Annotated in this window: 23 protein-coding genes and 1 pseudogene; 11 read left to right on the top strand and 13 right to left on the bottom strand. The window is 73.1% G+C overall.

Annotated features, from left to right (window positions below; translation table 11 throughout):
• Positions 1–319: 319 nt before the first annotated feature.
• The gene (locus ISP_RS32640) at positions 320–3,286 is read right to left on the bottom strand and encodes an AfsR/SARP family transcriptional regulator (RefSeq protein WP_230468463.1); all 2,967 of its coding nucleotides are present in this window, start codon (positions 3,284–3,286) and stop codon (positions 320–322) included.
• Positions 3,287–3,560: 274 nt separating this feature from the next.
• On the opposite strand from ISP_RS32640, the gene ISP_RS32635 reads away from it, so the two are divergent.
• Positions 3,561–4,781, top strand: coding sequence for a hypothetical protein (locus ISP_RS32635; RefSeq protein ID WP_013228145.1), 1,221 nt, complete (start codon positions 3,561–3,563; stop codon positions 4,779–4,781).
• Positions 4,782–5,155: 374 nt separating this feature from the next.
• Here ISP_RS32635 and ISP_RS32630 read toward each other — a convergent pair whose 3' ends face one another.
• The 8 genes from ISP_RS32630 to ISP_RS32595 all read right to left on the bottom strand — a co-directional run bounded on the left by ISP_RS32630 (position 5,156) and on the right by ISP_RS32595 (position 12,789).
• Entirely contained in the window at positions 5,156–7,198 is a 2,043-nt protein-coding gene (locus ISP_RS32630) for a tetratricopeptide repeat protein (protein WP_013228144.1), read from the bottom strand.
• 151 nt (positions 7,199–7,349) lie between these two features.
• Positions 7,350–7,703, bottom strand: coding sequence for a helix-turn-helix domain-containing protein (locus ISP_RS32625; protein WP_013228143.1), 354 nt, complete (start codon positions 7,701–7,703; stop codon positions 7,350–7,352).
• A gap of 201 nt (positions 7,704–7,904) precedes the next feature.
• Positions 7,905–9,302 carry a sensor histidine kinase gene (locus ISP_RS32620; RefSeq protein WP_013228142.1) on the bottom strand — a complete coding sequence of 466 codons (1,398 nt, stop codon included), beginning with the start codon at positions 9,300–9,302 and terminating at the stop codon, positions 7,905–7,907.
• Positions 9,299–9,985: a response regulator transcription factor gene (locus tag ISP_RS32615; RefSeq protein WP_013228141.1), complete on the bottom strand. Its 687-nt coding sequence runs from the start codon at positions 9,983–9,985 to the stop codon at positions 9,299–9,301. Before ISP_RS32615 ends, ISP_RS32620 begins: the two co-directional genes overlap by 4 nt.
• A gap of 45 nt (positions 9,986–10,030) precedes the next feature.
• Positions 10,031–10,231 (bottom strand): hypothetical protein, encoded by a 201-nt coding sequence (locus ISP_RS32610; RefSeq protein WP_013228140.1) that lies wholly within the window; start codon positions 10,229–10,231, stop codon positions 10,031–10,033.
• On the bottom strand, positions 10,228–10,632 hold the full coding sequence (locus ISP_RS32605) for a hypothetical protein (RefSeq protein ID WP_013228139.1): 405 nt from the start codon (positions 10,630–10,632) through the stop codon (positions 10,228–10,230). The genes ISP_RS32610 and ISP_RS32605 overlap by 4 nt, the downstream gene beginning before the upstream one ends.
• 69 nt (positions 10,633–10,701) lie before the next feature.
• Positions 10,702–12,246 (bottom strand): CocE/NonD family hydrolase C-terminal non-catalytic domain-containing protein, encoded by a 1,545-nt coding sequence (locus tag ISP_RS32600; RefSeq protein WP_013228138.1) that lies wholly within the window; start codon positions 12,244–12,246, stop codon positions 10,702–10,704.
• Between the two features lie 12 nt (positions 12,247–12,258).
• Entirely contained in the window at positions 12,259–12,789 is a 531-nt protein-coding gene (locus tag ISP_RS32595) for a TetR/AcrR family transcriptional regulator (RefSeq protein ID WP_013228137.1), read from the bottom strand.
• Between the two features lie 23 nt (positions 12,790–12,812).
• Here ISP_RS32595 and ISP_RS32590 point away from each other — a divergent pair, with 23 nt between their 5' ends.
• The 3 genes from ISP_RS32590 (at position 12,813) to ISP_RS32580 (ending at position 14,430) form a co-directional block, all read left to right on the top strand.
• On the top strand, positions 12,813–13,235 hold the full coding sequence (locus tag ISP_RS32590) for an SRPBCC family protein (RefSeq protein WP_013228136.1): 423 nt from the start codon (positions 12,813–12,815) through the stop codon (positions 13,233–13,235).
• A 40-nt stretch (positions 13,236–13,275) separates the two neighbouring features.
• Positions 13,276–13,647: a winged helix-turn-helix transcriptional regulator gene (locus tag ISP_RS32585; protein WP_013228135.1), complete on the top strand. Its 372-nt coding sequence runs from the start codon at positions 13,276–13,278 to the stop codon at positions 13,645–13,647.
• 75 nt (positions 13,648–13,722) lie between these two features.
• Positions 13,723–14,430: a M50 family metallopeptidase gene (locus ISP_RS32580; RefSeq protein WP_013228134.1), complete on the top strand. Its 708-nt coding sequence runs from the start codon at positions 13,723–13,725 to the stop codon at positions 14,428–14,430.
• On the opposite strand, the gene ISP_RS32575 is transcribed toward ISP_RS32580, so the two are convergent.
• Positions 14,427–15,077, bottom strand: coding sequence for a response regulator (locus tag ISP_RS32575; protein ID WP_013228133.1), 651 nt, complete (start codon positions 15,075–15,077; stop codon positions 14,427–14,429). The two genes, ISP_RS32580 and ISP_RS32575, sit on opposite strands and share 4 nt — an antisense overlap.
• Positions 15,052–16,287 carry a sensor histidine kinase gene (locus ISP_RS32570; RefSeq protein WP_013228132.1) on the bottom strand — a complete coding sequence of 412 codons (1,236 nt, stop codon included), beginning with the start codon at positions 16,285–16,287 and terminating at the stop codon, positions 15,052–15,054. Before ISP_RS32570 ends, ISP_RS32575 begins: the two co-directional genes overlap by 26 nt.
• A gap of 170 nt (positions 16,288–16,457) precedes the next feature.
• Here ISP_RS32570 and ISP_RS32565 point away from each other — a divergent pair, with 170 nt between their 5' ends.
• Positions 16,458–17,108, top strand: coding sequence for a GOLPH3/VPS74 family protein (locus ISP_RS32565; RefSeq protein ID WP_013228131.1), 651 nt, complete (start codon positions 16,458–16,460; stop codon positions 17,106–17,108).
• A gap of 196 nt (positions 17,109–17,304) precedes the next feature.
• Here the strand turns inward: ISP_RS32565 and ISP_RS32560 are convergent.
• Positions 17,305–17,496: pseudogene (locus tag ISP_RS32560) on the bottom strand (TetR family transcriptional regulator); the annotation flags it as partial.
• Between the two features lie 59 nt (positions 17,497–17,555).
• Between ISP_RS32560 and ISP_RS32555 the strand changes: the two are divergent.
• The 4 genes from ISP_RS32555 to ISP_RS32540 all read left to right on the top strand — a co-directional run bounded on the left by ISP_RS32555 (position 17,556) and on the right by ISP_RS32540 (position 21,131).
• On the top strand, positions 17,556–18,524 hold the full coding sequence (locus ISP_RS32555) for a PH domain-containing protein (protein WP_013228129.1): 969 nt from the start codon (positions 17,556–17,558) through the stop codon (positions 18,522–18,524).
• A gap of 9 nt (positions 18,525–18,533) precedes the next feature.
• Entirely contained in the window at positions 18,534–19,298 is a 765-nt protein-coding gene (locus ISP_RS32550) for an isocitrate lyase/PEP mutase family protein (protein WP_013228128.1), read from the top strand.
• A gap of 41 nt (positions 19,299–19,339) precedes the next feature.
• Positions 19,340–20,353, top strand: coding sequence for an aminotransferase class V-fold PLP-dependent enzyme (locus ISP_RS32545; protein ID WP_013228127.1), 1,014 nt, complete (start codon positions 19,340–19,342; stop codon positions 20,351–20,353).
• A 181-nt stretch (positions 20,354–20,534) separates the two neighbouring features.
• A complete protein-coding gene (locus tag ISP_RS32540; RefSeq protein WP_013228126.1) occupies positions 20,535–21,131 on the top strand; it encodes a hypothetical protein in 597 nt (198 codons plus the stop codon).
• 36 nt (positions 21,132–21,167) lie between these two features.
• Here ISP_RS32540 and ISP_RS32535 read toward each other — a convergent pair whose 3' ends face one another.
• Complete coding sequence (locus tag ISP_RS32535; RefSeq protein ID WP_013228125.1) at positions 21,168–22,103, bottom strand: ferritin-like domain-containing protein; 936 nt, start codon at positions 22,101–22,103, stop codon at positions 21,168–21,170.
• A 109-nt stretch (positions 22,104–22,212) separates the two neighbouring features.
• Between ISP_RS32535 and rimP the strand changes: the two genes are divergently transcribed.
• Both rimP and nusA read left to right on the top strand, forming a co-directional pair.
• A complete protein-coding gene (gene rimP / locus ISP_RS32530) occupies positions 22,213–22,755 on the top strand; it encodes a ribosome maturation factor RimP (RefSeq protein ID WP_034285696.1) in 543 nt (180 codons plus the stop codon).
• Entirely contained in the window at positions 22,752–23,798 is a 1,047-nt protein-coding gene (gene nusA, locus ISP_RS32525; RefSeq protein ID WP_013228123.1) for a transcription termination factor NusA, read from the top strand. Before rimP ends, nusA begins: the two co-directional genes overlap by 4 nt.
• Positions 23,799–23,832: the final 34 nt, after the last annotated feature.

Below are 23,832 nucleotides of genomic sequence, written 5' to 3'. Positions count from 1 at the left end.
TCCTAACACCACCACCAGTTGCACCACCACCAGCTGGGCGGGGCGCTTTCGGCACCGGACAGTCGCAGGCGGGCGCACGCGGCTTGTGAAGAATCTTTCACTTTTTGCCTTGAGCCTTTCGTTGGAATGGGGCGGCCGGAAGGCCCGTGGGGTGCCGCTCCGACAATAGGGATTGCTCCCGGCCGAGCGAACGTTAAGGGTCGCTTCGGAAGAAGGCAAGCCCGTGGGCGAGATCGACGTCGATGGCCCCGAACGTGTGATCTTTACCGGCGCTGTCTACCAGCGCGGACGACGTGAGCGCCGGGGTGCGCGCGAAAAATCACCCGTTATGGTGACGGCGAGGCGCCGATGGCGGGGCCGGCAGGGACACCGTGTCCTCGTCGGAAATCCGGGCTTCGGGGATCTCCGCCGCCGGCGAAGAATCCGCCAGGAGCCGCTCGATCTGTTCGGCCTTCGCCCGGCGCCCCCGGTCCCGGTAGAGGTGGGCGGCGCGCTGCCACGCTACCCGCGCCTCGTCGGGTTCGCCGCGGCCGGCCAGGACGTGGCCGAGCGTGGTGAACGCGCGTGCCTCGGCCGTCGCGGTGTGGGCGCGCGAGGCCAGTTCCACGGCGTCGCGGGCGAAGGTGAGCGCTTCGTCGTGACGGCCTTCGGCGGAGGCGAGGTGGGCGCGCACCGCGGCGAGCTTCATGGTGGCGACCAGGTCGCGCACGCCTGCCGAAAGCTGGAAGGCCTGGCGGCAGTGGGTGTGGGCCGGTCCGAACTCACCCTGCTGCCGGTGGAGGTCGGTCAGTTCCGTGCGTGTGGCCAGCTGGCCGGCTTCGTCGCCGATCAACGTGCGCAGGTGCAGCGCCCGGTGGAAGTGGTGCAGGGCGTGCCGGCCCCGGCCGAGCTCGACGAGCGTCTTCCCGAGGTCGTGGCTGGCCGTCGCCTGCCGTTCCGCGTCCCCGGCGGCGCGGGCGTCTTCGAGGCATCGCTCGAACAGCCGCACGGCCTCGGGCAGTTTCCCGGCGTGCCGGCTGAACCGGGCCATGTTGAGCCGGACGGTCAGGCTGCCGACCGGCATTTCGTGCGTCGTCGCCAGGTGCAGTGCCTGCTCCAGGTAGGCCTTGCCGGCCGCGTCGTGGCCGGCGAGGAGGCTCACGTAGCCGAGGTCGTTCAGGGTCGACGCTTCCGCGGTGTGATCGCCGAGCGCGGCCGCCGAGCGGGCGGCCAGCGACAAGCCGGCGATGATGTCGTCGTAGAACCCGAACCGGTTCAGGATGCCCCCGGTGACGTGCGGCAACCGCCACGCGTAGTGGTGCAGTCCGTGTTCGGCGGCGTAGGAGCACATGGCGTTGAGGTTCGCCCGTTCCCGCAGGCACCAGCGGATCGCGCCGATCGGGTCGGTGAACCGGGTCGGCGTGCAGCCCGGTTCGGCCGGCGGCATCGGCGGCACGAGCTTGTGCGGGTACACGACCCGGTTGGCGTTGTGGGCGGTGTACAGGTAGTAGGAGGCCATCCGCCGGCGGGCGTCGTCGGCCTGCGGGCCTTCGGTGACCAAGGTCCGGGCGAAGTGGTGGAACAGGTCGTGGATGCGGTAGCGGTCGCCGTCGTTCGGCTGCTGGACGAGGTGCGCGGAAACGAGCACGTCCAGCGCGCGTCTCCCGGCCGCGACTTCGACGCCCGCCGCTGCGGCGAGGACGTCCGCGCCCACCTCGAGGCCGGGGTGGAGGCCGAAGAGGCGGAACGTTTCCTGCGCCGAAGGGTCGAGGCCGTGGTAGGACCAGGAGAAGGCGGACAGCAGGTTGCTCGCCTCGCCGTCGCCGTCGTCGCCGATCGTCAGCAGGAGGGCGGGGTCGCGCAACTGGTCGACCAGAGTGCGGAGCCGGTTGCCGGCTCGCGTGGCTGCGCGTTCGGCGACGATCGTCAACGCCAGGGGGATGCCTCCGCACAGCCGCGCGAGGTTGGCGAGGACGTCAGGCTCGCGGTCGAGCCGCGTGCCCAGCCGCCGGTCGAGCAGTTCGACGGCGGAGTCGGACGACAGCGGCTCCAGGGTGAGCACCGGGCAGTGGTGCCGGCGGGCCAGCTGCGTCAGGCGTTGCCGTGACGTGATGATCACCGCGCAGTCGGCGAGGATCCGGAGCAGCGGTTCGATGTGCGCGGTGTCCTGGGCGTTGTCCAGGACGATCAGCATGGGGCGGTCGCAGAGCAGCCCGCGCAGCCGCGTGGCGCGGGCGGCGGCGCCGACGATGCGGTCGACCGGGTAGCCCAGTGCCGACAGGAGGTTGTCGACGACGTCGGCGGATTCGACCCGCGGGGCGGGGCCCACCCCGTGCAGGTCGAGCAGGGCGACCCCGCCCGGGAACCGGTCCGCGGCCCGGTGCGCCCACCAGACGGCGGTGCTGGTCTTCCCGACGCCGGGCGGTCCGGTCAGCGTGACGACGGCGGGGGTGAACGCCGCCGGAGCGGGGCAGATGGCGGCGTCGAGCCGGGCCAGGACATCGGTCCGGCCGGTGAAGTGCCCGACGTCGCGGGGGAGTTCGCGCAGCGGTGTGGCGGCGTGGTGGGTCGTCAAGACGGTCTCGACGTCGTCGGCCGCGTCGACCAGCAGCCGTTCGGGCGTGCGGAGGTGCTCGTTCAAGGCCCGCAGATCGTCGGCCGCCTGCACGTCGTGGTCCTGGCGAAACTTCCGGTACATCTCGATGAAGTATTCGTCCCGCGATCGGTAGCGGCCGAGACCGGTCAGCGCCTGCAGCCGCAGCTTCGCGAACCACAGTTCCGCCGAGTAGGGGTCGCCCAGCTCGTCGAGGTGCCGCAACGCCTCCGCCGGCTTGCCGACGGCCAGCAACTCGGCCAGGAGAAAGGTGTTGGCGGGAATCCAATCGTTGTCCGTGACCGAGTTCCGCCAGTTCTCCGCCGGTGGGGAAGTGATTCCCGCCAGTGGTTCATCCCGCCACAGATCCAGCGCCGCGTGCGCCGCTTCGCAGGCGGCTTGGTGGTCGCCGGCGTCACTGACTTCGTGCGCGCGGCGCATCGCCTGCCGGAAGGCCTGGTAGTCGATCAGCTCGGGGTCGACTTCGAGGCGGTAGCCGCCGTTGCTCGCGACGATCTTCGCCGGGGCGTCGGCGGTGTCCAGCGCCTGCCGGATCCGGCCGGTGCACTTGTACAGTGCCCCCTTGGGGGCTCGGGGGTGCTCTTCGTCGTCGTTCCAGGCCCAGCCGACCAGGTAGTCGATCGACAGGCGACGGCCCGGATGGGTCAGCAGGGCCGACAGGATGTTGCGCTCCCGCCGGTGAGACCATTTCACGGTCAGGTTCCCGTGCATTCGCATCGTTGTCTGCCCGAGAATCCCGAACGCGATCTCCATTCTGCTTCCCCTCTCCGCAGAAGCGGCCCACCTCCGCTTCGTCGTCATTGATTTTCGCATCTGTGTGGCCGTAAAGCCAGGTAGAAGCCCATTGGACAGAATGTGCACGAACGGGGATGATCCATTGTCAGTTTTTTGTCCAGGTGTCGGCCGTGGTTTGTCCGAGCCGTATTGCACCCTCGGTTCCGTCAGTGCGACGAATAGGGGAGGGTGCGTGGAGATGGACCGATGGATTCGTGGCCCGATCGGCGCGGGAGCCGAGTTGCGGGTGACCCGGCCCGGCTGCCGGACGGCCTTGGTGGTGGTGCCGACGATGACCGCGGGGACGCGGTTGCTCGACCTGGTCCCGCTCTTGGAGACCGATCACCGGGTGCAGGCGGTGTTCACCGTTCCCCACACCCACGACAGCTGGCACGGCGTCGAGGAGTTCGTGCGTGCTCAGCACGGCTTGGTGCTGCCGTGGCAGCAGGTGCTCCAGCACCGGTTCGACCTCGTCCTCGCCGCCAGCCACCGTCACCTCGAGGAGCTGCACGGGCCGATCCTCCTGGTCGGCCACGGGGCCGGCACGGCCAAGTCGTACCGCTACAGCCGGAAGGCCGGGCCGGCGACGATTCCCGCCACCGGTCTCGACCGCGACCTGCTCGTCTACCGCGGCCGGATCCTGCCTTCGGTCCTGGCCCTCAGCACCGACGCGGAACTGGACGCCGTGCGCCGCCGGTGCCCCGAAGTGGTCTTGCGCGCGGTGGTCGCGGGGGACATCTGCGTGGACCGGATGCACGCCAGCGCGTTCCTACGGGAACGGTTCCGCGACCGCCTGGCCATCGCCCCGGACCGCCGGCTGGTCACGCTCAGCTCGACCTGGTCCGCCGACTCGTCGTTCGGCCGGCTGCCGAAGCTGGCCCGGGAGGTGCTCGACGCGTTGCCGTCGAACCGCTACACCGTCGCGGCGGTGCTGCACCCCAACGTCTGGGCCGTGCACGGCAAGCGCCAGGTGGCCGCCTGGCTTTCCGACTGCGTCCGCGACGGGCTGGCGCTGATCCCGCCGGAGGCCGGCTGGCCGGCGACCATGATCGCGTCCGACTGGGTGATCGGCGACCACGGGTCGACCACGGCGTACGCGGCGGCGATCGGCTGCCCGGTCACGCTCGCCGCGCACCCCGGCCCCGCGTTGCGGAAGGGCAGTCTCGCGGACCTGGTTCGCCGGCACGCGCCGCAGCTCCGGGAGGACCAGCCGCTCGCCGCCCAGGAGGTCCGGGCGATCGAGGCGAGCGACCGCCTCGGCTCGGTGGTTTCCGCCGCGATCTCCTCGCGACCGGGCGAAGCGGCGGCGATCCTGCGCAGTTCGATGTACCGGCTGATGGAGCTTCCCGAGCCACCCGGCCGGGCCGAACCCGCGCTCCTGCCCGCGCCAGTGCCGTGGGCGGTGGCGCCGTGACCGCATCCGGGTCCGCCGCTGGCCCACTGCCCGCGGGCGGCCTCGTGGTCGTGGTCCGCGCCCGATCGGACGTCCCCGGCGTCCTGCGGATTCGGCTCGAACACCACCGGAAAACGGTGGCCGACGTCCTGGCCGTCGTGGCCGACCGGGCGCCGTGCGCCTGGCGGCCCTGCGCTGACGTGGTGTTCTGCCCGGACGGCGGTTCCGCGGCGCACGCCGACGAGCTGATCTCGGAGGCGCTGGCCGAACACCCGGGGGCCGAGGCGGCGGTGTGCGCCTTTCCCCGCGGCTGCGCGATCGGGGTGCCGGGAACGGCGGCCCGGCGCTGGTACCGGCGGTCTTCGGCCCCCGGTGCCTGGGAGCGGCGGACGCGGTCAGTCGCCGCCGGCGACGGGCAGTTCGGCCGCTCGTGGATCTCCGATGGAGGCGTACAGGGCGCGAGCCTCGGCGAGGTGGTGGCGAGCTTCCTGGTCACGGCCTCGGTCTCGCTCGAACTGCCCGAGCGCGGTCAGTAGTTCCGCGGTGTAGTACGGGGAATCCAGGCGCCGGACGACCTCGAGCCCGGCCGACAACAGCCGTTCCGCGGCGTGGTGTTCGCCTTGGCGCGCTCGGATCGAAGCGAGCGCCATGACGGCGCGGGCGTGCTGGTTCGCGTCGCCGAGTTCGCTCATCGCCCGGGCGGCGGCCTCCAGTTCGGCGATCGCTTCGGGGGTCCGGCCCAGCTCGGCCAGGACTTCGCCGCAGCGACGCCGGCCCAGCGCGACCCCGCGGTCGTTGCCGAGCCCGGCTTGGAGGGCGACCGCTTGCCGGTAGAAGCCGAGGGCCTCGCTCAGGGTGCCCCGCCCGCGCGCGGCCCGGCCCAGCTGGGAGAGGGCCGTCGCGCGAGTCTGGTCGTCTCCGGCCTGCTCGCCCAGGCGCAGGGCGGCCAGGTTTTCCGTGACGGCTTCGTCGTACCGGTGGAGCTTGGCGTAGGCGAACCCCAGCTGCGCCCGCAGCCGGGCCTCGACCAAGGGCCGGTCACATCGCTGCGCCGCCGCGACACCGGTCACGCTCATCGACAGCCAGGACTCGTAGTCGCGATGGTGCAGGAAGTAGCCCCATGAAGCTTCGCAGAACTGCCAGACCTCGTCGTCCCACCGGTTCCGGGCCGCCTCGGCGAAGGTGGCCCGGAGCGTGGGAAGCTCCCGCCGCCACCACGCGACCGCGGCGGCCCGGTCGCCGAACGGCGGCCGGGACGAGGACGAACGGGCGAACCGCGGCCGGTGCGGGTGGATGAGGTCGTCGGCGTGCTGGGCGCGGGCCAGGTACCAGCGCGCGAAGCCCCGAGCGATGGCCTCCCGGTCGGCCGCCGGGTCCTCCCGCTCCGCCCGGACGCGGGCGTCCCGGCGCAGCAGCTCGTGCTGCTTCACCCGGTCGTCCGGGGCATCGGCCAGCAGGTTGGCGTCGAAGAGGGTCTCGACGTCGTCTTCGACCCGGTCGATCGGCGAATCGAGCACCGCGGCCAGCACCTCGATCGCCACCTCCGGCCCGGGGTGCAGGCCGCACACCCGATACAGGCGGGCGGCGCCGCCGGGCAGATCGGCGTAGGTGACGTCGAACACCGCTTGGACGTCCTGGATGTCTTCCGGGAGCCCGTTCGCTTCGCGGAGGTACCGGGCGTAGGTCCGGGCTTCCCGCTCGAGCCGCCTGAGCGGCCGTGCCCGCAGCCGGGCGGCCACCACGCCGAGGGCCAGCGGCAGGCCGCCGCACGTCGCGATGATGCTCCCGGCCGCGGCGGGTTCGGCGGCCAGCCGCTCCGCCCCGATCGCCGTGTCGAGCAACCGGGCCGACGCCCCCGGGCCGAGCGGCTCGAGGTCGACCAGCGTGGCGTCGTCGATCCCGAGGCCGGCCAGCCGACGGCGGCTGGTCACCAGGACCACGACGGAGGGCGCCGCCGGCAGGAGCACCCGGACCTGGGCCGCGGAGACCGCGTCGTCCAGCAGGAGGGCCAGTGACCGCCCGGCCGTGATCGCGCGGAAGGCCCCCGCGCGCCCGACCGGACCGGACGGGATGTCCTCGGCCGCCACGCCCAGCGAGGTCAGCAAGCCGTGCAGCGTGTTTTCGGGCGGCACCGGGCTCCCGTCCACCTCGCTCAGATTGGCGTACAGCAGGCCGTGCGGGAACTCCGCGCGGCGCCGGCTCAGCCAGTGCACCGCGACGGTCGTCTTGCCCACGCCCCCGATGCCGTTCAGGACGACCAGCGGCCGCCGGGTGCCCCGGCGGGCCCAGATCTCGTCAAGCCGTTCGAGCACGGCTTCGCGACCCACCAGGTCCCCGGCCGCGGCGGGGATCTGGACGGGGCCCGCGGCGCCGGTACCGGGCCGTCCGCCCGTGGTCGTGTCCGCCGTCGCGGACAGCTGCTTCGCCGGCTCGTTCATCCGAGATCTCCCCCGCAAGTCCCGAACTTCTCTGTCTACCGGCCGATCGGGCTCGCTCCGCGATGAGCACGGGAATTTCCACTCGAAAGCACGAACACTCCCGTGCAACTGCACAGGAGGAAAAAAATCGGTGACCTGGGCCACAATCGAGTCAGGTTTCGGGTATGGCGCGAGTCGAGGGGCGCAATGGCACTTCGTGATCGAGCAGCAGTTCGCGGACCCGTTTGTAGTAGAGGCCGTGCGTCTTGGCGAGCTGGAGAATGCTGGCGCCGGCGCGGTACTCGTCCGCCAGCTGCTCGATCGGCACCGGGCAGGCCTTCGCGACCGGCCGGGGCCGGAGCTCCGCCCCGGCGTTGATCAACCGTCTGCGCATCCACGTGTAGCTCAAGCCGGTCCGCTCGGCGAGTTCGCCGATCGACGTTCCTCGTTCGTAGGCCCGGACCAGGTCGCTGTCCCGCTCGAAACCCGCATTCTCCGAGTCGTCGTGCCGTCCTCGTTCCGCCATCGATTCCGCACTCCCGTCACACCGTTCGTGCATGGAAATTCGGTTCGCCGGATGCTGTCGACCTTGAACACCATCGCAGGGTTGAAACGCATCACTCCAGCGTTTCTGTCGCGGATCGGGGACACCAAGTTACGGACGAGTGGCCGTGGACGCCGGTGCGGTCGGCCGTGCGAGATCGCCGGTTCAGCTCGCCGGCGGTCGTCAGCCCAGGTCAGCGGCGGGGGGCGGGACCGTGGCCGTCGACGCGGCCAGCGGGAACGTGATCGTGAACGCCGCGCCGCCTTCGGGGGCCGGGCCGGCCGTCAATGTCCCGCCCATCCGGGTGACCAGGGCGTGGACCAGGGCCAGGCCGATGCCCGAGCCGACCGGACGGCGGTCGCGGTAGCGGGCGTTCAGGACCCCTCGCTCGAACGCCACCGGGTAGTCCTCCGGCGCCAGGCCCGGGCCGCCGTCGCGGACCGCCAGCGAAGCCGCCGAATCGGACACCGACAGCGAGAACACCATCGGGGCCCCCGCGGGCGTGACGCGCAGGGCGTTCTCCGCCAAGCCGTCGACCACCTGGTGCAGCCGCCGCGCGTCCGCCAGCACCGGAACCGGCCCGGCAGGAGCCGAAACCGAGAGCCGGACGTCCTCCCGGCCGCACCGCAGCTGCCACACCTCCGCACAGTCGCGGACCAACGCAGCCAGGTCCAGCACCGCGATGTCCAGCCGGAACTCGTCCGCGCCCAGGCGGGCCAGCTCCAGCAGGTCCGTGACCAGCCGCTCGAGCCGCACCGCCTCGCGCTGGATCGTCTGCCCGGCCCGGACGGCGTCCGGCCCCGTGGCGACGCCGTCCGCGATCGCCTCGGCGAAGCCCGTCACGGCGGTCAGCGGCGTCCGCAGCTCGTGCGACACCGACAGCAGGAACTCCCGCTGCCGCGCCTCGCTGACGGCCAGCGCGTCGGCCAGCGAGTTCAGCGACCCGGCCACCTCCGCCACCTCGCGGGGCCCCTGCACCGGCACCCGCACGTCGCGACGTCCCGCCCGCAGCGATCCCGCGGCCAGCGCGGCCCGGCGCAGCGGACGGCCCAGCAGCCGGCCCGAGACGAAGCCCGCCAGGGCCGCCACCAGCAGCCCGATCCCGAGCGCCAGCAAGATGTTGCGCACCAGTGCCCGTTGCGTCGCTTGTGCGTTGCGCGCGGGCAGGACCAGCGCGAACGCCGCTCCGCGTGCGCCCACCACCCGCGTCTCGACCAGGTACTGCGACCCCGCCACCGTGACGCGCCCCGAGTGGTTGCGGTCCAGCCCGAGCTTCCCGGCGGCCTGGACCGCGACGCCGTCCCCGAGCGCCTGCCCGCCTGCGCGGCGGACCACCACCGAGATGCCCTGGCCGCGCACCACGTCGGCCACCTTGCCGACGCCCAGCCGGTTGCCGATGCCCGTTTCGTCCAATTGCGACGCGACGACGTCGGCCTGCGCGGCCAGCGTCGACTGCAGCACGTTGTCCGCCGTGGTCCGGATCAGCCGGGAGGCGACCAGCCCCGCCACGATCACCGCGATGCCCGCGACGGCCAGGCACACCAGCGTGATCCGCCCGGCCAGCGTCCCCCGGAACTTCACGACGGATCCGCCGCGTACCCGATGCCCCGCACCGTCCGAATCGGACTCGACGCGCCGAGTTTCGCGCGCAGCTGAGCCACGTGGACGTCCACCGTGCGCGTGCCCGCCGCCGCGGCGTAGCCCCACACGGCACTCAGCAGCTGGTCGCGCGAAAGCACCTGCCCCGGGTGCCGGAGCAGGTGCGTGAGGAGGTCGAACTCCGTGGACGTCAGCACTATCTCGGCGTCACCCGCCCACGCCCGCCGGGAAAGCACGTCGACGCGCGCGCCGCCCACGGCGAACGTCTCCGCGGCCGGCGCCACCCCGGCGGCCCGGCGCAGCACCGTCCGGACCCGAGCCGCCAGCTCGCGCGGGCTGAACGGCTTGGTGAGGTAGTCGTCCGCGCCGATCTCCAGGCCCAGCAGCCGGTCGAGCTCGTCGTCGCGGGCGGTGACGAACAGCACCGGCGTCCAGTCCCCGGCCGCGCGCAACGCCTTGCAGATCTCGATGCCGTCCATTCCGGACAGTCCGATGTCGAGCACGATCGCCACCGGCTTGAGGCGCCGGACGGCGTCCAGGGCCCGGCCGCCGTCGGCCTCGACGTGCACACCGAAGCCGTCACGCTTGAGGTAGAGCGCCGCCAGCTCGGCGATCGCGGCCTCGTCCTCGACCACGAGGACGAGACCGCGCCCCGGTGACCCCATGCCTGCTCCCGTCTCCGCCGTGTTCAGAGGGGAGACGCTAGCCGGTCAGGGCGAGCCATCGCTGTTCATGTCCGACTCGATGCCGTTCAGTGTCGACTCGATCCCGCTCAGCTCCGACGACGACACCGACGACGGCGCGGGCGCGTCCCCGGAGGGCGAACCCATCAGGTTGTCGCGGCACGCCGAGCAGCCGAGCGCGATGACCGCGGCGGCCCCGACCGCCGCCGCGACCCTCGCGCCCCTCACTTGGCCGGCTTGCAGTGCGCGGACGCGAACGCGTCGAGCTTCTGCTTGGCCGTGTTCAGCTCGCCGAGCTTGCCCTGGCGCTTGGTGGCGCGGTCGTCGAGCTTCTTCGCGCGGTCCTCGTGCCCGGCGGCGCGCTGGTCCTGGGCCCGCGCCTTGAGGTTGGCGACCGAACCGGCGACCTCGGGGCCGCCGTTGATCCGCTTCTGCAGGTTGTCGGCCTTCTTCTGCAGCTTGGGCACCCAGTCGCCGCAGACCTGCTGCGACTCCTCGGGGCTGAGCGTGATCGGCGCGACCGGCGCCGGCGACGTCGTCTGGGCCGAGGCCAGCGGCGCCGCGACCAGCAGGCAGGCCGCGCTCGCGCCGCCCGCCAGCGCCAGCCGCGTCCAGGTGGTTCCTCGCATCGTCTCTCCTCGTATCCGTTCGGGGGTACGAGGAGAACTTTGGCCGGACGGTGTTCGGAGGGCGTGCGCCTACTGTTCGGGCTTTGTAAAGCCGACGGTGACCGACGTCCGCGCGAGGTCGAACGTCACCGTGTCGCCCAGACGCGGCAGCGCCGGGTCGAACAGCAGCCCGTCGGTGCCGCCGAGGACCAGCCCGAGCCGGTGACCGGCCGGGACGACGTGGTCGAGCGCGGTGAGGGTGAAGGTCATGGAGTACGCCCGGCCCGGGACGAGCGGTTCGCCGTGCCACAGCGACGCGTGGTGCCCGAGGTCCGCCCAGCCGGCGGCGACGATCCGGTGGTCGACGGAGACGACATCGGCAGCCGTGTCGAGGAAGTACGCACTGTCGGCGTCGGTGCCGGCGCCCCAGCACGACCGCGTGGCCAGATTCTCGACCCCGCTGCCGTACGTCGCGGTGTTGCGCGCCTCCGCCGGGCCGTAGTCGACGAGCGCGACGCCGAGCCGGGCGGCCGTCTTGTCCGACGACGCCGTGATCGTCACCGCGGGCGACCCGGCGATCCGCACCGGCGCGGGCAGGGGAGCAGCGGTGAACCGGGCCGTCCACTCCTCGCGGGTGACGGCCGGGTCGTCGGCGACGCTCACCGTGCCCGACCCGCGCCGGCCCAGGGTGCCGTCGGCCGACGGCCGGAAGGTGACCGGCGACGTCGCGGGCGGCCAGCTCCGGACGTCGGTCCACCGGTCCGGCGCGGTTTCGAGGTGCACGGCGGGCTCGCGCTCGACGCCGTTGTGCAGGCCGAGCAGCCAGCGGTCGAACCAGCGGTGCAGCGTCTCGACCCACTGCGCCCGCTGCAGGTCGAAGGGGTCGGTGTGCCCGGCCTGGCTCAGCCACGCCTTCCGCGGCACGCCGGCCCGGCCCAGCGCGTCCCAGTAGCGGGCGAACTGGTTCGGCGCCACGATCCAGTCTCCGAAGCCCTGGGCGACGAGCGCGCTCACCTGTCCGGCACGCGGGACGTGGTTCACGCTCTGCCAGTAGGCGTTGTAGTCGCCGTTCGTGCCCGCACGCGTCTTGAGGTCCGCCTCGAACGGTTTGCACAGCTCGGCGGCCCGCTCGTTGTAGGTGAAGGCCGAACTGGTGTTCTCCGGCGTGGCCAGGGGTGCGCCGTTCGCGATGACCTGGGCGTAGTTGTCCGCGACCCCTTCGATCGGCTCGAAGCAGCCGGACGACCGGTTCGTCCCGCCGACGTCGGCCAGCACGACCGCGTACCCGCGCGGCACGAAGTAGTTGTCGTAGAACAGCGGGAACTGCGCCGGGGTGCCGTCCGGCGCGTACGTCTTCTTCTGCTGTTCGTTGCCGCGGCCGCAGCACGCGTAGTACGGGCTGACGTCGAGGATCGCGGGGACGCGCACGGGCGCGTCGGGCCGGATGACGTCGGCGGCGACGCGGTCGAGCTTGCCGTCATGGTCGTGGTCGGTGCCGGTCTCCACCCACGCCGTCTCGCGGATCGCGTCCGCGTAGGAATAGACCGGCCGGCTTTCCAGCGGTGCGGCGGAAGTCACGGGCGCGAGCCCCGCCGTCGTGAGCAGCGCGGCCAAGAACCCCAGTACCAGTCGCATCGAGCCAGGAGATCACGGGTTTTCGTACATCGCCAGGAACTTCTCCATGGCGGCGTCGACCGCGCCGCGGTCGCCGGTGGTGACGAGGTCGAGCAGCAGCCCGCGGGCGACGGCGAGCCCGAGGCGGGCGTGGGCGGGCCGGTCGGCCGCCGGGACGCCGAGCTGGGCGAGCCGGGCTTCGATGGGGCCGAGCCAGTCTTCGATCACGCCATCGAGGAACTCCGCCGTGCCCGGGGTGCCGCCGAGCGCCTGGCCGTAGAGCTGGAAGAACAGCTTTTCGTTGGCCCGCAGGTCGTCGTCGGTCAGCCGGCGCCAGAACTGCGCTGGGTCGAGGCCCGCGAGCGCGGCGCGCTGCCGGGCCTCGACCTCCCGCGCCACCGCCGTGAGCAGCCCTTCCTTCGAGCCGAAGTGGTAGATCAGCATGCGGTGGCTGGTGCCGAGGTCCGCGGCCAGCGCCCGCAGGCTCCGGTCGGCCCCGCCGTGGTGGGCGATGTGGTCGATCGCCGCGGAGAGCAGCTTGGCGCGCGGGCTTGCGTCGATCATGTACCAGATGGTACACGTACCAAATGGTACAACGCATTTCGGTGCACGTCCGGACAACCGCTCCGGCTGACGCCGTCTACGCCCTGCTCCGGGACGGCAAGAGCTGGCCGGCGTGGTCGCCACTGGGGTCGTTCGAGCTGGTCCGGGAGGGGGAGGACGAGCCCGAAGGCCTGGGCGCGGTCCGGCTGTTCAAGACCAACGGCGTCCGCTCGTACGAAAGGATCGTCGCGCTCGAGCCCGGCCGCCGGTTCGGCTACGCGCTGGAGCACGGCTTGCCGCTGCGGGACTACGTGGCCTACGTCGACCTCTCGCCCCGCGACGGCGGCACCGACATCCACTGGCACTCGACGTTCACGCCGAAGATCCCCGGCACGGGCTGGTTCTACCGGTGGTTCCTCGGCTCCTTCGTCAAGCGGGTGGCCGCCGGACTGGCCGCCACCGCCTGATCGGCGCGTTACTCTCCCCGGGAGAGTGAGGAGGCGCGCCGTGGAGCCCGATCCGTACGACCGCAACTGCCCGACCCGCCAGCTGCTCGACCGCATCGGCGACCAGTGGACGGTGCTGATCGTCGGCGCCCTCTCCGGCGGCCCGCTGCGGTTCACCGAAATCGGCCGCCGGGTGGACGGGATCTCCCAGAAGGTGCTGACGCAGACCCTGCGCAGCCTGGTCCGCGACGGCATCCTCACCCGCACGGCGTACCCGACGATCCCGCCGAAGGTCGAATACGAACTGACGGCACTGGGGCGCAACCTGTCCGAGCCGCTGGACGTGCTCGACCGCTGGGCCCGGCGGCACATGTCCTCGGTCCAGGAGGCCCGCGACGCCTACGACGCGGAGCACACACCCGCGTCCGCGTAGCGTGCCACTGGACAGCTCCTGGACAATCCGGATCGATCCGGGTTCAGCCGTCCCGTCCGCGGCGACACTGTCGCGATGCTCAACGAGACCGTGCCCGCGCCGGGCTGGGGAGTCGTGGCCGTCACCGCGCTGTTCGCCTTCGCGGTGTCGCTGACCTCGGTCGTCACGCCGCCCAGCGGCCGGCGGAGTCTCCTGCGCAACGCCAACGTCCTGGGCACCCTGTTCCACGAAGGCGGCCACGCGCTGGTGATCCTGCTGACCGGCGGTGACGTCGCCCGCGTCGCCATCACCAGCGCGGGCTCCGGCCACGTCGAAGGCAAGCACGACTCGGGGCTCGGCGCCGTGCTGGCCGGTGCCGCCGGGTACGCGATGCCGCCGCTGGCCGGGCTGGGGGCGGCCGTCCTGCTGCACAGTGGGCACGTCCAGGCCGTGCTCGTCCTGACCCTCGCCGCGTTGGCGTTCCTGCTGCTGTTCGCCCGGGACCTGCTCACCGTCGTCCTGATCGTCTTGGTGGGGGCGGTCGTGTACTCGGCCCTGAGCTACGCCCCGGGCTGGCTGCGCACCGCCATCGCGTACACCGAAGCCTGGCTGCTGCTGACCAGCGAGCTCGACGGCGTGCGGATCCTGGTCGTCAACCGCAAGCAGAACGGGTACAAGACCCAGAAGGACGACGCCGCCGCGCTGGCCAAGCGCACCAAGATGCCGTCGCCCCTGTGGATCGGCGGGTGGTTCCTGCTCAACGGATGGGCGATCTGGCACGCCGCGCCGCTGCTGTTTCCCTAGCGGGCCACCAAACCCGCTTCGTGCGCCAGCAATCCGGCCTGGGTCCGGTTCGCGCAGTCCAGCTTCACCAGCATCCGCGACACGTAGCTCTTCACGGTCGCCTCGGCCAGGTGCAGCCGGGCCGCGATGTCCGCATTGGACAGTCCGGAACCGAGGCAGGCCAGTACGTCCCGCTCGCGTTCGGTGAGACCCGCCGTCCGCCGTCGGGCGTCTTCGCCGCGCTCGCGGCTGTCCGAAGACAGCGCCACCAGCCGCCGCGCGGCCGACGGCGAGAGCACCGTGTGGCCGTCCGCCGCCACCCGCACCAGGCCGATCAGGTCCTCCGGAGGTGTCGACTTCACCAGGAAGCCCGCCGCGCCCGCGCGCAGCGCCCGGATCACGTAGGTGTCCGCGTCGAACGTCGTCAGGGCGACCACCGCCGGCGGGTCGGGCAGCGCCGCGATGCGGGCGATCGCCGTCAGCCCGTCCACGCCCGGCATCCGCAGGTCCATCAGGACCACGCGCGGCCGGTGCCGGACCACGGCCTCGACGGCTTCGGCGCCGTCGGCGGCCTGGGCGACGACCTCGATGTCGTCCGCCGAACCCAGGATCGTGCGCAGGTGCGCGCACACCATCGGCTCGTCATCGACCACGAGCACCGGGATCACAGTGCGTGCCTTCCGCCGTCGGGACGTAGGCGGGCAGTATCGCACCGACCCGGAACCCGCCGCCGGGTGCCGGGGCGGCGTCGAAGCGCCCGCCGACCAGTTCGACGCGCTGCCGCAGCCCGGCCAGGCCGGCCCCGGAACCGCTGCCCGCCAGTGCCGGGTCGGGCGGGCGCGCCGCCGCCGTGTTGCCCACCGAGACGTCCACGCCGCCCGGGTGGTAGCGCAGCGAAACCGTCGCCGACGCGCCGGGCGCGTGCTTGCGCACGTTCGTCAGCGCCTCCTGCACGAGCCGGTATGCGGTGCGCGCGACGGTCGGCGACACCTGCGCCGGATCGCCGTCCACCACGAGGTCCGTCGCCACCCCGACCGAGCGGGACTCCTCGACCAGCCGGGCCGGATCGACGGGCTGGTCCGGGCTGAGCGTCCGCGGCCCGGTCTCGGCGCCGTTGCGCAGGACGCCGACGAGGTCGCGCAGCTCGTCCAGCGCCAGCGCGCCTTCCCGGCGGATGTCCTCGGCCGCCGTCCGCGCCGCCGGGTCGGCCGAGGTCACCCCGAGCGCGCCGGCGTGCAGCACCATCAGGCTCAGCCGGTGCGTGACGACGTCATGCATCTCGCCCGCGAGCCGCCGCCGTTCCGCCGCCCGGGCCTGCTCGGCGAGCAGGTGCTGCTCGCGCTCGGCGCGCTCGGCCCGGTCGCGCAGCGACTGCAGCAGCTGCTTGCGGGCTTCGAAGTACAGCGAGGCCAGCGCCGGCAGCGCGGTGTTCAGCAGGCCGAACGGCGTCGTCGCCCAGCTCGGCGTCCACGGCCGCGCGGCGATCACGGCCAGCACACCGGCCACCCACAGCACGGTCCGCTTGTCCAGCACCCGGGCCGCCTGGGACAGGATCACCGGGGTGATCGCCGGCACGGTCGACAGGGCGAGCGGGTGGACCGGCACCAGCAGGCCGGGCGCGAAGGTGTCGGACGCGAGCATCGCGAACGCCGCCGCGGTGACGAACGCGCACACCGGGCCGGGGAACCGGAACAGCAGCACCAACGTGAAGTCGCAGACGAGCTGCAGGACCAGCCCGGCCGCCGGGCCCCACGGGCCGGTCGTCCGGTCGCCGAAGACGAAAAACAGGATGTTCATCCCGGCGAACGCGAGGGCCGCGAAGATCAGCCAGGAGGCGTCGGAGCGGCTCGGCCACAGCGGCCGCCGGGCGGTGGTCACGCGGTCACGGTAACCGCTGTTCCGGGCCGCCGCCCCGGATGCGCAACCAAAGTTGCAGCCGGCCGGGGGCTCCGGCAACGTTCGTCTCCGCGAGCACCGCCGTCGTCCGGTTCCCCCCGGCGCCCTGGAACGGGTGGACTGGGGACCCGACGACGAGGGACGGAACCGAGATGACCGAGCTGTCTTTGCCCGCGCGGGCGTACCTGCTGGCGTGCGACACCGCGCGCAACCGGCTGCCGGATCGCGAGCGCGTGGCGCTGCTGGTCCGCGCGGCGGCGCTGACGGACCTGGTGCTGCGCGGCCAGGTCGCCGACGACGGCGGCCGTCCGGCGGTGACCGGCGCCGGCGGCACCGGGCACCTGGTGCTCGACGACCTGCTCGCCGAGCTCACCGCCGAACCGCACCGGAAGTGGCGCGCCTGGGTGCGCCGCGGCGCGCGCGGGACGTTGCACTCGCTGGAGGCCCAGCTGGACGCGGCCGGCGTGCTCACGCTGCGGACGTCCCGCGTGCTGGGGCTGTTCCCGCGTCGCCGTCCGGAGGTCCGCGAGCCGGCTGCCGCGGCCGCGTTGCGTGACGAGGTGCGGGCGGCGTTGCGCAGTGACGCGCCGGTGTCCGCGGACGTCGCGGCCCTGACGTCGCTGGCCGCGGCGGTCGATCTGAGCGAGGTGCTCCCGCGAGCCGAGCGCCGCCGCCACCGCGACCGGCTCGCCCGGCTGGCGGAGCAGGCGGGTGCCGCGGTCCCGGCCCTGCGCAAGGTGATCCGCGAACTCCGCGCCGCCCGAACGGCCGCGATCTCCGCGGCCTCCGGCGGCGGCGGCTGACGTCGTGTCGTCCCTCCGATCCGGCCGACCCGGCGACCGAGGCCGTCCTGCTCTGGGCGATCGCGGACTCCCAGGGCTCGGTCACCCCCTGACCGTGTCGTCCCGGCAATCACGCGTGTCGGCTCCTCAATCACGCGTGTCGACCCTTCGCGCACGAACGGCGTGTGCGGGAACGGTCGACGCGCGTGATCCCGGGGTCGACACGCGTGAAGTAGTGCTGCACCGACCCCATGGACATGCCCGCTTCGGCCGCGACCTGGCGCAGGCTGACGCCTTCCAGCCCGGCCCGCGTGGTCAGCCGCTGCAGCGCCTCGGCGATCTGCACCCGGCGCTGCCAGAGCGGACGCCGAAGCCCTGCGCGCCGAGCTCCTGCACCGGCTCCCGGCACCGGCCACCGTGGACGGTCCACTTGCGACACTCGACCCACGCTGGATCCGTTACGCGCCGGTGTCTTTCGTCGCACCGACGCTCGGCCTGGCCGCCTTCGGGACCCTGTTCAAGGTCGCGGACTGGTTCGGGGCCGGCGGCGGGCTGCTGAAGTGGCTGCTCGACCTCTTCGGCGACCTCCCGCTGACCGCGAGCACCCTGCTCCTGCCGACCCTGGCGATGGTCGCCGGCGTGGCCGGTGCCGTGGGACTGTTCGCCGAAATGTGGTGGCACTACCGGCTGGACCGCGAACCCGGTGGGACCCTGCACGTCCGCCGCGGGCTGCTCACCACCCGCTCGACCACCGTCGAAGAGCGGCGCCTGCGCGGCATCGAACTGGTCGAGCCGCTCGGGGCCCGGCTCGCCGGCGCCGCACGGCTGGACGCCATCGCCACCGGCATGCCGCGGGACGACGAGGACAAGACGGAATCCAAGACGCTCCTGCCCGCGGCGCCGCGGGCCGTGGCGCACGACCTCGCGGCGAAGGTCCTGGGCGACCGCCTCGAGGCGCTCGCGCTGGTGGCGCACCCGACGGCGGCGCGCGGACGGCGGCTGCGCTGGGCGTCGGCGGCCGTGCTCGCGCCGGTGCTCGTCCTGCTGCTGCTCGGCACGCTGCTCACCGGCGTCCTGCTCGTGCTCGGCGGGGTGCTCGCCGTCGTCGCGCTGCCGGCGGCCGTCCTGCTCGCCCTGGACGCCTACCGCGGTCTCGGGCACGGCTCGCGCGGCCGCTACCTGGTGCTGCGCGCGGGTTCGGTCCGGCGGAGCACGGCCGTGCTGACGCGGGACGAGGTGATCGGCTGGACCGTGCAGCAGTCGGTTTTCCAGCGCCGTCGCGGGCTGGCGACGTTCACCGCGACCACCGCGGCGGGCGCCGGCGCCTACGCGATCCGCGACGCCGATGCCGCCGAAGGGCTCGCCTTCGCGGTCGAGGCCGTCCCGGGTGTGCTGACCCAGTTCGCTTCGGTGCCCGCCGAAGCGACCCGGGCCTAGGTTCGGGGCATGGACGAATTCCGTGCCCTGCACGTTCCCGGATCCCCGCTGCTGCTGCCCAACGCGTGGGAGTTCGGCGTCGGCGCCTTCCTCGCCGCGCAGGGCTTCCGCGCCCTGGGCACGACCAGCCTCGGCGTCTCGGCGGCGGCAGGGGAGCCGGACGGGGCACCGTCGACGCGCGACGCGACCGTCGCCCTCGCCACCCGGCTGGCGCGGCTGGACGCGCTCGTCAGCGTCGACATCGCCGACGGCTTCAGCGCGGACCCGGCCGCGGTCGCCGACCTCGCGGCCGAGCTGGCCGAGGCGGGGGTGGTCGGCGTCAACCTCGAAGACGGCCGGGCCGACGGCTCGCTCGCCACGGTCGACGTCCAGTGCGCCCTGGTCACGGCGGTCAAGGAGCGCGTGCCCGGCCTGTTCGTCAACGCACGGGCCGACACGCACTGGGTGGGTGACCGCTCGCTCGCCGAGGCCGAGCGGCGGGTGCGGGCGTACGCGGCGGCGGGCGCGGACGGCGTCTTCGTGCCCGGTCTCGCCGAGCCGGCGGACGTCGAGTGCATCGTCGGCGCCGGCCTGCCGCTCAACCTGCTGTTCCTGCCGGGCAAGGTCACCGTGGCCGGGCTGGCGGAGCTGGGCGTCGCGCGGATCAGCCTCGGTTCGCTGCCGTACCGGATGGCCCTCGCTGCCGCGGCCGAAACGGCGCTGGCCGTGCGCGACGGCCGTGACCTGCCGCTGAACCCGCCGTCCTACGCCGACGTCACCGCGCTCCTGCCGTAATTCGGGTGAGCCGGCCCGGCCGGATCTGCTTGGCTCGGAGCATGCGTGCCTTCGGAACCGACTTCGCCGTCCCGTCCGGATACCTGAACACGCCGAGCGTGGGCATCCCGCCCGCGCCGGTGGCCGAGGCGGTGGCCGAATCGGTGGAACGGTGGCGGACCGGCGCGATCCGGCCGGACGAGTTCGACGAACACGTCGCGCGGGCGCGGGCCGGGTTCGCCCGGCTGGTCGGCGTCGAGCCCGGGCGCGTCGCGAGCGGCGCGTCGGTCTCGCAGCTCATCGCCAACGTCGCCGCGGCGCTGCCCGACGGCACCCGCGTGCTCACCGCCGAGGGCGACTTCACCAGCGTGACGTTCCCCTTCGCGGTGCACCCCGGCGTCACGGTGACCGACGTGCCCCTGGACGAGCTGCCGTCGCGGGTCGAGGGCCACGACGTCGTCGCGGTGAGCGTCGTCCAGTCCGCCGACGGCCGGATCGCCGACCTCCCGGCGCTGCGTGCCGCGGCCGACGCCGCCGGGGCGGCGGTGCTGCTCGACGCGACGCAGGCGGTCGGCTGGCTGCCGCTGAACCTCGCCTGGGCGGACTGGGTGGCCGGGACGGGCTACAAGTGGCTCGGCTCGCCGCGCGGCAGCGCATGGCTCGCGGTGCGGCCGGACGCGCAGGAGCGCACCCGCGCGGTCGCGGCGAACTGGTACGCGGGGGAGGACCCGTGGGCCACGGTCTACGGCCTCCCGCTGCGCCTGGCCGGCGACGCCCGCGCGTTCGACCTCTCGCCCGCCTGGCTGGCCCAGGTCGGCTCGGCGGTGGCCCTGGAGTACTTCGCCGGCCTCGACCTCGCCCAGGTCCAGGCGCACAACGTCGGCCTCGCGGACACACTGCTGGAGAAGCTCGGGATGCCGCCACGCGGCACCGCGATCGTGTCGCTCGAAGGCGACCCGGCCCGGGCGGCCGAGGCGGGCATCGTGTCGAGCGTCCGCGGCGGCCGGGTGCGGGTCGGCTTCCACCTCTACAACACCCCTGACGACGTCGAACGCGTCTTACCCGCATTCGAGTGAACCTCGGAACGAGGGTGGACTACCCCTCTGGGGGCCTGGGGGCGAAGCCCCCGGCGGGGGTCTGGGGGCAGAGCCCCCAGGAAGAGCACTACCGTATGACCCCGTGGTTGGTGCGCATTTCACCCCAGGCCCGTCCGACACGGCCCCGCTGGGCGCGGTGCCCCCGCGGCCCCGGCCGCCCGTGCCGGGGCCGCCGGCTCGCGACACCCGGTCCCTGCTCCTCAAGGGCGCCGGGCTGGTCGCGATCGCCGTCGTCTCCGGGCTGCTGTGGTTCCTGATCCGGCACGACTCGACGCCGGACAAGCCGGTCGCGCAGCCGCCGGCGCAGAACACCGGGCAGTTCAAGTTCACCCCGGTCGCCGGGCCGGAGAAGTCCACCGACTGCGTTGCGAAGTCCTTCGACGACACCCAGGACTTCTTCAAGGACAACCCGTGCCAGTCGCTGGTCAGGGCGCTGTACACGACGGAGTCGGGCGGCGCGAAGGCGCTGGTGTCGGTGGTGGTGGTCGGGATGCCGGACTCGGCCAAGGCGAAGGCGCTCAAGGCCCTGACCGAGAAGGACGGCACCGGCAACGTCACCGACATGGTCCGCGACAAGACGTTCGCGGCCTCGGGAACCCCGAGCGTGAGCGGCAAGGATTCGGCGTACGCGTCGAAGGTCGAGGGCACGAACACGACGATCGTGCTGGCCGACTTCTACGCCAAGCACAAGGACAAGGACCTGATCGAGAAGATCGCCGACGACGCCCTCCGCCTGTCGGCCGACCTGCACTCCTGAGCCGGGCGCCCGCTGCCGGACGCCCGGGCCGGAAGGTCAGCTCGTCCGGCCGGGCATGGCGATCGCCACCGGCTTCTCGCCCGCCTCCGCCCGCCACGGCGTGCCGCGCCGCGAAGCCGCCACCAGTGCGTGCAGCGCCGTCGTGCGCAAGCCGGCGTCGTCGGTGTGGTCGATCACCGCGAGCCACGCCGACGCGCAGTCCGCTTCGGCCGTCGCGACCACCTGGGACGCCGACTTCGCGTCCGTCACCGGGGTCTTCGGCACGTACGCCGCCTCCGGCGCGACCGGGGTCGCCCCGGCCGCCGAGAGCGTCGTCTGCAGGTAGTCGCGGCGCAGGGCGTGCTCGGCCGTGCCGCTCTTCTGCGCGTCGCCGAATTCGCCCGGCAGGAACGCGCTGACCAGCCCGTACACCCACATCGCCGCGTGTTCGGCGGCCAGCGCCACCTGCAGCGGGTCCACCGCCTCCGGGGGCACCGGGCCGGCCGGGACCGTCCCCACCTTCGGGGCGTCCTCGCCCGGGCCCAGCGCGGCGGCGGTGCGCTGCAGCGCCGCGCAGCCCGCCGCCACCGCCGCGACCAGCCCGGCGCGGTAGCGCGGCAGCCCGCCGACGAGGTCTTCGGCCTGCTTGCGCGCGGCCGCCAGCCGCTCCTTCAGCCCGCCCAGCGCCGCGGGGGGCGGTGGCGCCGGGGACGGCGACGGCTTGGGCCGGTTCAGCCGGTCCACTTCGGACTTCAGCGCGGCCGCGTGGGCCGCACGCGCCTCGGCCAGCTGGCCGGCGGCGTCGGCGTCCGCGCCCTTGGCCAGTGCCCGCGCGGCGTCGGCGTCCGCCTGGGCGGCGGCCAGCAGCGGCTGCAGCGGGTCGGGGCTTTCGTCGTAGCCGGGCCCGCAGGCGGCGAGGGGAACGGCCAGTGCGGCCAGCGCCCCAGCGCGGAGGGCGGCACGACGGGTCAGCTCGGTCGATCTTCCGGTCACGCCGCCCCATCCTGCCAGGCCCCGGGGCGGCCCCGCCGCTCGCGCGGGGTGAGCGGGCGACCGGATAAGCTGGTCCACCACCGACCCGCGTACCCAAGGAGAGCCCCACGTGCCAGGAGAACTCGCCAGCCGGCTTCAGCCGATAGTGGCCGAAGCCGTCACCGCCGCGGGTTTCGACCTCGACTCGTTCGAGGTCCAGCAGGCCGGCCGGCGCCAGCTGGTCAAGGTCGTCGTCGACTCCGACGACGGGGTCGGGCTGGACGAGATCGCCGAGATCAGCCGCACGGTCTCGGCGACGCTCGACGAAAACGAGCACGTGCTCGCGAGCGCCTACACGCTGGAGGTCACCTCGCCGGGCCTCGACCGCCCGCTGACCCAGCCGCGGCACTGGCGGCGCGCGCGGTTCCGCCTGGTGAAGATCAGCCCGGCGGAGGGCGCGCCCTTCGTCGGCCGGGTCGGTCACGCGGGCGAGGACGCCGCCCGCGTCCTGGCCGGCGGCAAGCTCCGCGACGTCCGCTACGCCGACGTGGAAAAGGCGGTCGTGGAGATCGAGTTCAAGCAGCCGCCCGCCGAGGACCTGAAACTGCTCGAAAACGACGCGTCCGGCATGATCGCTGCCGGTCAGGCCGAGACGGAGAAGGGGTCGAAGTGAACGTCGACATCGCCGCACTGCGGGCGATCGAACGGGACAAGGACATCCCCTTCGAAACGGTGATCGAGGCCATCGAGACGGCCTTGCTCACCGCTTACAAGCACACCGAGGGCCACCAGTCGCACGCCCGCATCGACATCGATCGCAAGACGGGCCTGGTGCGCGTCCTCGCGCACACGCTGACCCACGACGGCCAGGTCGACGAGGAGTGGGACGACACCCCCGAGGGCTTCGGCCGGATCGCCGCCACCACCGCGCGCCAGGTCATCCTGCAGCGGCTGCGCGACGCCGAGCACGAGAAGACCTTCGGCGAGTTCTCCACCAAGGAGGGCGAGATCGTCGCCGGCGTCATCCAGCGCGACGCCCGCGCCAACGCGCGCGGCATGGTGGTGGTCCAGGTGGGTGACACCGAGGGCGTGCTGCCCTCCGGCGAGCAGGTCGCCGGGGAGTCCTACGAGCACGGCAGCCGGATCAAGGCGTACGTGGTCACGGTGTCGCGCAGCAACCGCGGCCCGCAGATCACGCTCTCCCGCTCGCACCCCAACCTGGTGCGCAAGCTGTTCGCGCTGGAGGTGCCCGAGATCGCCGACGGGACGGTCGAGATCGCCGCCGTGGCGCGCGAGCCGGGGCACCGCACGAAGATCGCGGTCAAGTCCACCGTGCCGGGCGTGAACGCCAAGGGCGCCTGCATCGGCCCGGTCGGCGCGCGGGTGCGCAACGTGATGAGCGAGCTGGCCGGCGAGAAGATCGACATCATCGACTTCTCCGAGGATCCCGCCCGCTTCGTCGGGAATGCGCTGTCGCCCGCCAAGGTTGTTTCGGTACGAGTCGTGGACGAGCGGGCGAAGACCGCCCGCGTCGTGGTGCCCGACTTCCAGCTGTCGCTGGCGATCGGCAAGGAGGGCCAGAACGCCCGCCTGGCCGCCCGTCTGACCGGCTGGCGGATCGACATCCGCAGCGACGCCGCACCGGTGGACGACGAGGGTGATCAAGACCACGCCCGTCCGCCGCGGCCCGCCGCGACAACCGGTTCGGCTGAGTGAAGGTCGAAGCGCTAGACTCAGGAGTGGTTCGAAG

Origin of the sequence: Amycolatopsis mediterranei, assembly GCF_026017845.1 — a bacterium.
GTDB classification, from domain to species: Bacteria; Actinomycetota; Actinomycetes; order Mycobacteriales; family Pseudonocardiaceae; genus Amycolatopsis; species Amycolatopsis mediterranei.
Note: the sequence above shows the minus strand (reverse complement) of the source record. Positions and strands in the feature narration are given on the sequence as shown.

What these genes read in the sequence shown, in the direction of transcription:
- ISP_RS32630 (WP_013228144.1), bottom strand. Translation starts at nt 7,198, where the DNA reads ATGAACGAGCCGGCGAAGCAGCTGTCCGCGACGGCGGACACGACCACG.
- ISP_RS32625 (WP_013228143.1), bottom strand. Translation starts at nt 7,703, where the DNA reads ATGGCGGAACGAGGACGGCACGACGACTCGGAGAATGCGGGTTTCGAG.
- ISP_RS32615 (WP_013228141.1), bottom strand. Translation starts at nt 9,985, where the DNA reads ATGGGGTCACCGGGGCGCGGTCTCGTCCTCGTGGTCGAGGACGAGGCC.
- ISP_RS32605 (WP_013228139.1), bottom strand. Translation starts at nt 10,632, where the DNA reads ATGCGAGGAACCACCTGGACGCGGCTGGCGCTGGCGGGCGGCGCGAGC.
- ISP_RS32600 (WP_013228138.1), bottom strand. Translation starts at nt 12,246, where the DNA reads ATGCGACTGGTACTGGGGTTCTTGGCCGCGCTGCTCACGACGGCGGGG.
- ISP_RS32595 (WP_013228137.1), bottom strand. Translation starts at nt 12,789, where the DNA reads ATGATCGACGCAAGCCCGCGCGCCAAGCTGCTCTCCGCGGCGATCGAC.
- ISP_RS32590 (WP_013228136.1), top strand. Translation starts at nt 12,813, where the DNA reads ATGGTACAACGCATTTCGGTGCACGTCCGGACAACCGCTCCGGCTGAC.
- ISP_RS32580 (WP_013228134.1), top strand. Translation starts at nt 13,723, where the DNA reads ATGCTCAACGAGACCGTGCCCGCGCCGGGCTGGGGAGTCGTGGCCGTC.
- ISP_RS32565 (WP_013228131.1), top strand. Translation starts at nt 16,458, where the DNA reads ATGACCGAGCTGTCTTTGCCCGCGCGGGCGTACCTGCTGGCGTGCGAC.
- ISP_RS32550 (WP_013228128.1), top strand. Translation starts at nt 18,534, where the DNA reads ATGGACGAATTCCGTGCCCTGCACGTTCCCGGATCCCCGCTGCTGCTG.
- ISP_RS32545 (WP_013228127.1), top strand. Translation starts at nt 19,340, where the DNA reads ATGCGTGCCTTCGGAACCGACTTCGCCGTCCCGTCCGGATACCTGAAC.